Consider the following 8,032-nt stretch of genomic DNA (forward strand, 5'->3'; position numbering starts at 1 on the left):
CAACCGCCGGCTCCGGCCCCGCAGCAGCCTCCCGCGCAGACGCCGAAGCTACCCACCGACGGCCTGACCGACACGCTCGGCGAAACCGTCGAGGGTGTCGGCGGCACCGTGGGCACCGTCCTTCGCGCACCGGGCGAGATACTCGGCGGCTCCGGTGGCTGAACCGGTGCCGGCCGCGGCCTTCGACACGCTGCCCTGCGCCCGAGAGCTGTTCCGGGAACTGGATTCCGAAGCGCCCGTCGTGTATCTGATCCGGGGACGTTCCGGCACGGGCAAGTCGACGCTGCTCGAAGCGGCGCGAGCCAAGTTGCGCGAACGGGGCGTCACCGTCCTCGACACCCCCCGTGACCATGGTGCACAGCCCGGCGCGGCGCTGGTGGTCGACAACATCGACGCGCTCGAGCACGCCGAGCTCACCGCCCTGCGGGCCGCCATCGATGCCGGCGCGACCACCGTCGTCGCGGCGGGCCGGCCCCGCCATCACGATCCGCAGCTGCGCGCCTTGTACGACGCCGCACTGCGGCGCGGCCGAGTCGCCGAGTTGCGTCCACTCGGGGTTGCCGAGATCGCCCCGTTCGCAAGAGAACTCGGCCTATCGGTGCCGCGCGCGGTGGCCGCGCATATTCACAAGCAGACCGACGGCATCCGTGGTGGGGTGGTGGCAGCCTTGGCCGCGGCCAGTCACGGGCGCCTCGAAGCGGGCATCGACGCCGTCGACGCCGCGGTCGACGCCTGGGCCAGGACGGTTCTCACCGATATCGATCCGGCCCTGCTGGACACACTCGCCGTCGCCACCACCGGAAGCGGTTTGGACGCGAGCGAACTCACCGAGGTACTCGGTGTCGACGCCGAGACCGCCCGCGATCTGATCGACCGCGCCAGGGCCACCGCCCTGATCACCGACGCCGATCTGCTGCTGGCACCGGCCGTGCGGCCGCTGCGCGCACTGCTGGGCGAACGCCGCTTCTTGGCGATTCAGCGCGATCTGCTCACCGCCCGCCTGAACGCCGGGCTGCTGCGCGATCACACCGCCGTATTGCTCGCCGAATCCGGTGTGCGCGATGGCCGTCTCGCCGGATTCCTCTGCACCGCAGCCGAGAACAGCGGCAACGATGCCGTCCGCTACTACGCCGCCGCCGCGCAGGCCGGCGCCGATCGCGACGCCATCGCCGTGCGTTGGGCCCACGCCGCGGCCGCCGACGGCGATTACGACACCGCGCTGCGCCTGGCCGAGCCGCTGCTTGCCCGCGACGACGTCCCCGTCGCGAATCTCGCCGCCGCTGTGCGCCTGTGCGCCTGCATCCTGACTCGCCGCGGCCTGACCGACCGCGCCGCCCGCCTCTACGCCTGGCTCGGCCCCGAGCGGGTGGGCGCCGAATGGGCCGAAGCCGCCGCGATCGCCTATCTCGCCGGTGACGCCGACGCCGCGGCTGCCATGGCGGCGAGCGCAGGCCGGTGGCCCCCGACCGAGGCGACCACCCCCATCCGGCTGGTCGCCGAGGCCCTCGGCCATTCCCTGCACGGACGGGCGGGCGATACGGCCAACGCGATCGCCACCCTGACTCGTGCCACCCATACGGCCACCACGCGCTTCGCGCCCTGCACTCCCACCGCGGCCGCGATCCTGCTGTGCCTGAGCACCGGGGACCCGGCCCGCGCCGCCCAGACCCTGCGCCGGGCGAGCGCGACCGGCGCCCAGCTGCCGGTGCTCGCGGCCTGGACGGCCTTGGCCGGTGGCGACGAAACCGGCGCGGCCAACGCTCTCGCCACCGTCGATTCGGATGCCCTCGACGTCCGCGATGCGTTGCTCGGCCATGCCGCCGCCGTGGGTCTGGCCCGGCGCAGCGGTGATCAGGCCGCGCTCACCCACGCCTGGCAGGCGGCCCGGCCCCTGCTGGACGAGGTGGAGGCCGATCTGCTCACCCTGCTCCCGATCGGCGAACTGTGGCTGGCGAGCATCCGTTGCGACGACGAACGCCGGATGACCGCGCTCGTCGAGGGCGCCCGGACACTGCTCGACCGGCTCGGCCATCCACCGGCCTGGGCCAACCTGTTCCACTGGTACGGCGTGCAGGCCGCGATCGCCCGCGAGCGGCCCGACGAACTGCTGCCGCACGCCCACGCGCTCAAGGCCGCCGCCGAATCGGGCGACCGGCACGCGGCCGCCCTCGCCGACGCCGGCCGCACCTGGGTGCTGGTGCTGCGCGGTGAGGTGCACGCCGACCGGGTGGAGGCCGCGGTGGCCGAACTCGGTGCGATCGGGCTGAGCTGGGACGCGGCCCGCCTCGCCGGTGACGCCGCGCTGGCCGCCGCCGACGCGACCACGGCCACCTCCCTGCTCAAGCTCGCACGCACCGTCCGGGCCGACGCCCGGCCGACGACTCTCGCCCCGATCGCGCCCGCACGTCGCGCCACCACCCCCGACACCGGGGACGACGGGCTGCTCAGCGAGCGGGAGAGCGAAGTCGCCGAATTGGTGCTGCTCGGCCTGACCTATCGGGAGATCGGCGCCCGGCTCTACATCTCGGCCAAGACCGTCGAACACCATGTCGCCAGGATCCGGCGGCGCCTCGGCGCGGGTTCGCGCTCGGAGCTGCTGGCCATGCTGCGCGCGATGGGATACGGATCGTTGCTGGTCTGACACCCGGCGAGCCGTTAACAGCGGCAGAACCGAGATCGAAATTGTCGGCGGGAGGACGCAAACACTCGAACGCCGCGCGCACTGCGCCTAGGCTCGAACGGGGGTTCCAGATGACAGCCGAGATCGCGAACAACACGAATCGACCGAGACGCAACGGTTCACCACCGGGCACCGATCCACCGGCGGCGAAGGTGCCCGTCGTCACCGCGACACCCGCCGGCGCGAGCGCTGACTCCACCCCCATTCGCGCGCAGCCACCGGCCGGGCCCGGATCGGCCGAGCGTCGTGGCGAGGCCGAGCCGGGGCAGCGCCACCGATTCGAGTCCATGCCGTTCGCCAAGGCGATGTTGCGGGAGCTGAACCGCCGCGACGGCCCACCACCGGTCTACCTGGTTCGCGGCCGCGCCGGCACCGGGAAAACCGCACTGCTCGGCGCCGCCCGCGACCTATTGACCTCGCACAACGTCAAGGTGTTCGACGATCTGGCGACATTGCCGAAACGCGTGCTGGCCGGCACCGAGCACGAGACCGCGGCACGGCGGGCCGTCCTCGTCGACGACATCCACCTGCTCACCGCCGATGACATGCGGATGTTGAGCGCGGTGGTCGGCGCCCGTCGCCACACCGTCGTCGTCGCGGCCCAACCCCGTCCGCACGACCCCGGCCTGCGCGCCCTGACCGAAACGCTGGCCGGGCACGGCCGGGTGATCGAGCTGCGCACGCTCGGACTGCCGGAGCTGATGTCGTTCGCGCGGGAACTCGGTCTGCTCGTGCCGCGTCCGCTCGCCGAATACATCCACGCCTGCACCGGCGGTATTCGCGCGGGCATCGTCGCCGCGCTGCGCGCCGCCTGTGCGGCCCGCCGCGACGCAGCGGTGGCCGCGGTGGACCTCGCCGTCGCCGACTGGGCCGCGGACACGCTCGCGGGTCTGGCACCGGACCTGCTCGACACCCTGGTCGTCGCGAGCGCGGGCACCGGGCTCGACGCGAGCGAGCTGGCCGAGGTGTTCGACACCGATTTCGGCTCGGCCCAAGATCTCGTCGACCGGGCCAGGGCGACCGCACTGGTGACCGACGCCGATCTGCTGCTCGCGGCCGCCGTCGAACCGCTGCGAGCCCAGCTCGCCGTCCAGCGATTCGTCACGGTACAGCGACGATTGCTCGGCACCCGCCTCGACGAGGGCCTGCTGCGCCCGGATACCGCGCTGCTGTTCGCCGAGTCCGGGGTGCGCGACCCTCGATTGGCCGATTACCTCGTCGCGGCCGCTGATCGCACCGGCGGCGCCGACGCGGTACGCCTCTATTCGGCGGCCGTGACCAGTGGTGCCGATGCCGGCGCGATCGTCGACCGCCGGGCGCTGGCCGGCCACCACGCGCACACGAGCGCCCCCGCCGACCCGCCACCGCAACCGCGCCCCGTGCCGCCGACCCCGTTGACCGACCGTGAGCAGCAGGTCGCCGAGCTGCTGCTGCTCGGCCTCACCTACCGCGAGATCGGGTCCAGGCTCTACATCTCCGCCAAAACCGTCGAGCACCATGTGTCCCGGATCCGGCGCCGGATCGGTGCCGGGTCCCGAGCAGAGTTATTGTCGATGCTCAGCGCAATGGGACACGGGCCGCTACTGGTGTGGCCGTCGCGCGGAACGATCCGGATCGAGCAGGACGCCGAAGCGAGGACTTGAGGATGGCCACTGGGGTGGGCCTGCGTATCGCCGCCGAGGAGTGCACCGCGGCGATCGTGACCAACGACGGCGAGCCGGAGTACATCGTCCGTGAGCCGGTACTGCGCATGTCCGACGAGGGCGACGCCGAACTCGGCGGCACCGCGCCGGCCGGGCACACCCACACCATCACCGGATTCGCCGAAGCCGTCGGCGACCCGGCCGGGATCTCGGTCGACGACGGACCCGCCTACCGGGCCGAAGACCTGGTGGCCACCGCCCTGTTCTGCCTGATCAACCTCACCGCCGACCATTTGAACGGCGCCGCTGAGTTCTACGCCACCCATCCGGGCGACTGGCCGCAGCAGCAGGTCACGGCCCTGCGCGACGCCCTCGACTACCTCGGCTTGCGGTCGGTGGTGCTGGTCAGCGAGGCCGAGCTGCCCGCGGCGAGCGAACTGCCCGCCGACGCCGGTGCCGACACCCCGGCCCGGGTCTACGCCTACGGCGCGGCCGCCACGGCACTGACCGCGGTGCTGGCCACGCCGGCGGGCAACACCCCGCCCGATCCGGCGACGGCCGAGAACTCGACCCTCGACACCGATGTGATTCCCGCGGTACCGGCACCGCAGCCGACCGCACAGGCGTATTCGGCCGCGATCCCGATCGCCGAGCCGCCGGCCACCGAGATGGCGACCGAAATGGCGGCGGTGGCGCCCGAGGCCGCCCCCGCCGAACCGGCCGCGACATCCGAGAAACCGGCTACCAACAGCCGCACACCCGTGCTGATCGCGGTGGCGGCGCTGTTCGGTCTGATCCTCGGCGGCATCGGCGTCGCGGTGCTCTTCCGCGAGGACGACAGCACCCCCATTCCGCCGATGCGCGACGCCAAGTCCGAACAGGTGACGGTGAGCCCGACCCCGCACGCGCCGCCGCCCGGCCCGCTGCCGGTCGCGCCGCCGCCGACCACCGTCGCCCCGCCGGTCATCGAGGAGCCGCCGGTGACGGCCGAGCCGACGACTGAACCGGAGCCCGCGCCCGCGCCGCCGCCGAGCAACCCGCCGCCCCCGCCCACCTCGGAGCCGCCCACCAGCACCGGCAGCTCGTCGACCAGCCCCACCAGGCCGACGACGACCACCCGTCCGTTCCAGCCGATGCCGCAGCTCCCCCTGCCGCCCGCGCTGGAAATCCCCGGCACCCGCCGATAATCGCCACACGGGTGGCGACCGATGTGATGTGTGGCATAAAGTGATCCGCTGACCGGTCACAGCGGTATCCCCGCGCACCACCGGTTCATCGCTCCACGTAGGCTGTGCGCCAACGGATTCTGCCCGTGGCCACGGATTACCTGGCACATCTGTGCCGACGAAGGGACTTCATGCGCAAGTCGGTGGCGCGTCGCGCCGCGGTCAAAGCTGCCATCGCCTCGACCGTTCTCCTCGCCCCCATGTTCGGCACCAGCCCCGCCGTGGCCGAGGCCCCGCAGCTGAAACCCGGTGAGCTACCGGCCGAGCTGGTCCAGGCCATCTCGCGCGACCTGAAGATGACCCCCACCGAGTACCTCGACCGTTCGGCACGCGCCCAGCAGTTGAGCAGCTACGCCCGTGAATTCCGCGCCGAGCGGCCCGATGCGTTCGCCGGCGCCTGGATCGGCACCGACGGCAAGCCGGTCGTCGCCGTGACCTCGCCCGACGCCGCCAAGATCGCCGCCGCCGACGGCTACCAGACCCGCCTGGCCCCGGTCTCGGCGGACAACCTGGAAACCTCGCTGACCCAGCTGAATCAGTGGATCAGCACACTGCCGAACGAGCTGTCCAGCGCGATCAACTCGGTGGCCATCGACTTCCTCAACAGCCAGCTCGTTCTGAGCGTCGCCAACACCCCGGTCGGCCACATGCTGAACCTGCCGACGCTGATCGCCAACGTCAAGGTCATCCTCTCGCCGGGTGGCGGCGGCCCGGTCGAGCGTCGCCCGATGGGCGGCGACACCTACATCAGCGCGCCCGGCTCGCTGAAGGACACCGCGCTGCGCGGAGTCGACGTGTGCTCGTTCGGCTTCAACAGCGTCGACGCCGCCGGTAACGCGCTCAATATCAGTGCCGGACACTGCAATCCGAATCTGGGCAAGGGCGACCAGCAGGCCGGGGTCTACATGCCCGATGTGCGCGACATTCCGGCCAGCCCGGAACTCGGCACCTTCGTCCGGGCCAACCTCGGTGGCCAGAGCGGCCTCGACTACTCGGTCATCAAGCTGAACGACCGCGCGGTGCGGGCCGGCATGGATCAGCCGTCGGTGCGCGGCGCCAACGGCACCACGCTGACCGTCACCGGTATCGCCGACCCGGTGATCGGCGCCCCTGTCTGCAAGTCGGGCCAGTCGTCCACCTTCACCTGCGGCTTCGTGGTGGCCGACCGAGTCGAGACCCAGCTGTTCACCGCCGACGGCGAATCCAAGACCGTGCGCGGCTTCGCCAGCACCGCGTGCACCCTCGGCGGCGACAGCGGCGGCGCGATCGTCTCGGGCACCCTCGCCCTTGGTATCACCAGCGGCTCCAATGCCGCGGAGGCGCCGAGCTGCGACGAAGCCAATATCGCGTTGGCCCAGTACGGCGGCACCGCCACCCTCGGCATCCCGATCCGGCCGATCCTCGCCGACATCAACGCCTCCGCCGGCGGTGGGCTCGGCAGCGGCATCACCGTGCGCACCCGCCCGAACGCGGGCTGAGCCGCGAGGCTTTTCCGGCCAACGGCTCCGGGCCGTCCGAACGCTGCGAACCAGCGTGCGGGCGGCCCGGATCGCGTTGTGGGCCGCGGTGACGGCGGTATTCGTGGCGGTCGACAAGGTCATCCGCCCAAGATCGGTGGCGACCTACAAACCCTGCGGCCCAGTGGGCATCGCACCCCGCCTGATCTGTCCGGATTCGAGCAAACCGGTCGGCCGAACAAGTGGGCATCGCGCGCGGGACCCCATATAGTCTGGTCATGCTCCTGCCACGCATAGGTCATTTCCGGTCGCACCGGACCGCTCCGCATCGGACTGGGATGCGAAAAGCCGCGATCGCCGCCTCGGCCGCGATCCTGCTGTTCGGCCCCACCGCGGCGGTCGCGTCAGCCCAGCCCGACACCGATCCCGGGCTGCCCGCCGAACTCGTCACCGCGGTCTCCCGCGACCTGAAGATCTCGGCCGACGAATACCTGCGCCGCGCCGACCTCGCCCAGCAGGTCGCCGCCTTCGCGACCACCGCGCAGCGGCAGTTCCCGCAGGTGTTCGGCGGCGCGTGGCTCGACGACGCCGGTAAGGCCGTCGTCGCCCTCGCGCCGGGCGCAGGCATCGACGAGGCCCGCGCCGCCGCCGAATCCGCCGGATTCGAGGTGCGCAACGTCGCCAAGAGCCAGTCCGCGCTGCGTGGTGAGAAGAGCGCGTTCGAACGCTGGCTCGACGAGCAGCCGGAACCGGTGGCCTCGCTGGTGCGCGGCGTCGTCATCGACACCGTCAACAACAGCATCGCGGTGCGGGTGGACAAGCCCGGCCTGCCGATGCCGAGCTTCGTCGACCCGGCCCGCGTCATCGTGATGGCCCCGCCGGTCGCCGGTGAGGCGCTGCCGTCGGCCGACCCGATCGCCGAGGTCACCGGCGCTTCGCTGGCCGGCGGCGACGGCTACGCCTCGGTCGCCGGGCGCACCTCGCTGCGCTGCTCCTTCGGCTTCAACGGCGTCGACCGTGACGGCG

General features: G+C 72.1%; 3 protein-coding genes and 2 pseudogenes. All 5 read left to right on the plus strand.

The features are described 5' to 3' along the window. The first annotated feature begins 154 nt into the window (after positions 1–154). Complete coding sequence (locus RJ05_RS24430) at positions 155–2,641, plus strand: LuxR C-terminal-related transcriptional regulator (protein WP_051016877.1); 2,487 nt, start codon at positions 155–157, stop codon at positions 2,639–2,641. Between the two features lie 1,415 nt (positions 2,642–4,056). Continuing rightward, positions 4,057–4,323 (plus strand): annotated as a pseudogene (locus RJ05_RS32950) (helix-turn-helix domain-containing protein); the annotation flags it as partial. 2 nt (positions 4,324–4,325) lie between these two features. After that, complete coding sequence (locus RJ05_RS24440; RefSeq protein ID WP_036541093.1) at positions 4,326–5,510, plus strand: hypothetical protein; 1,185 nt, start codon at positions 4,326–4,328, stop codon at positions 5,508–5,510. A 170-nt stretch (positions 5,511–5,680) separates the two neighbouring features. Next, entirely contained in the window at positions 5,681–7,027 is a 1,347-nt protein-coding gene (locus RJ05_RS24445; RefSeq protein WP_036541095.1) for a S1 family peptidase, read from the plus strand. A 317-nt stretch (positions 7,028–7,344) separates the two neighbouring features. Further along, positions 7,345–8,032 (plus strand): annotated as a pseudogene (locus RJ05_RS24450) (S1 family peptidase); the annotation flags it as partial.

Source organism: Nocardia cyriacigeorgica NBRC 100375 (genome assembly GCF_000308555.1).
GTDB lineage: Bacteria > Actinomycetota > Actinomycetes > Mycobacteriales > Mycobacteriaceae > Nocardia > Nocardia cyriacigeorgica.

Excerpts from the sequence above, each read along its gene's own strand:
- RJ05_RS24440 (WP_036541093.1), top strand. The coding sequence starts at position 4,326 with ATGGCCACTGGGGTGGGCCTGCGTATCGCCGCCGAGGAGTGCACCGCG.
- RJ05_RS24445 (WP_036541095.1), top strand. The coding sequence starts at position 5,681 with ATGCGCAAGTCGGTGGCGCGTCGCGCCGCGGTCAAAGCTGCCATCGCC.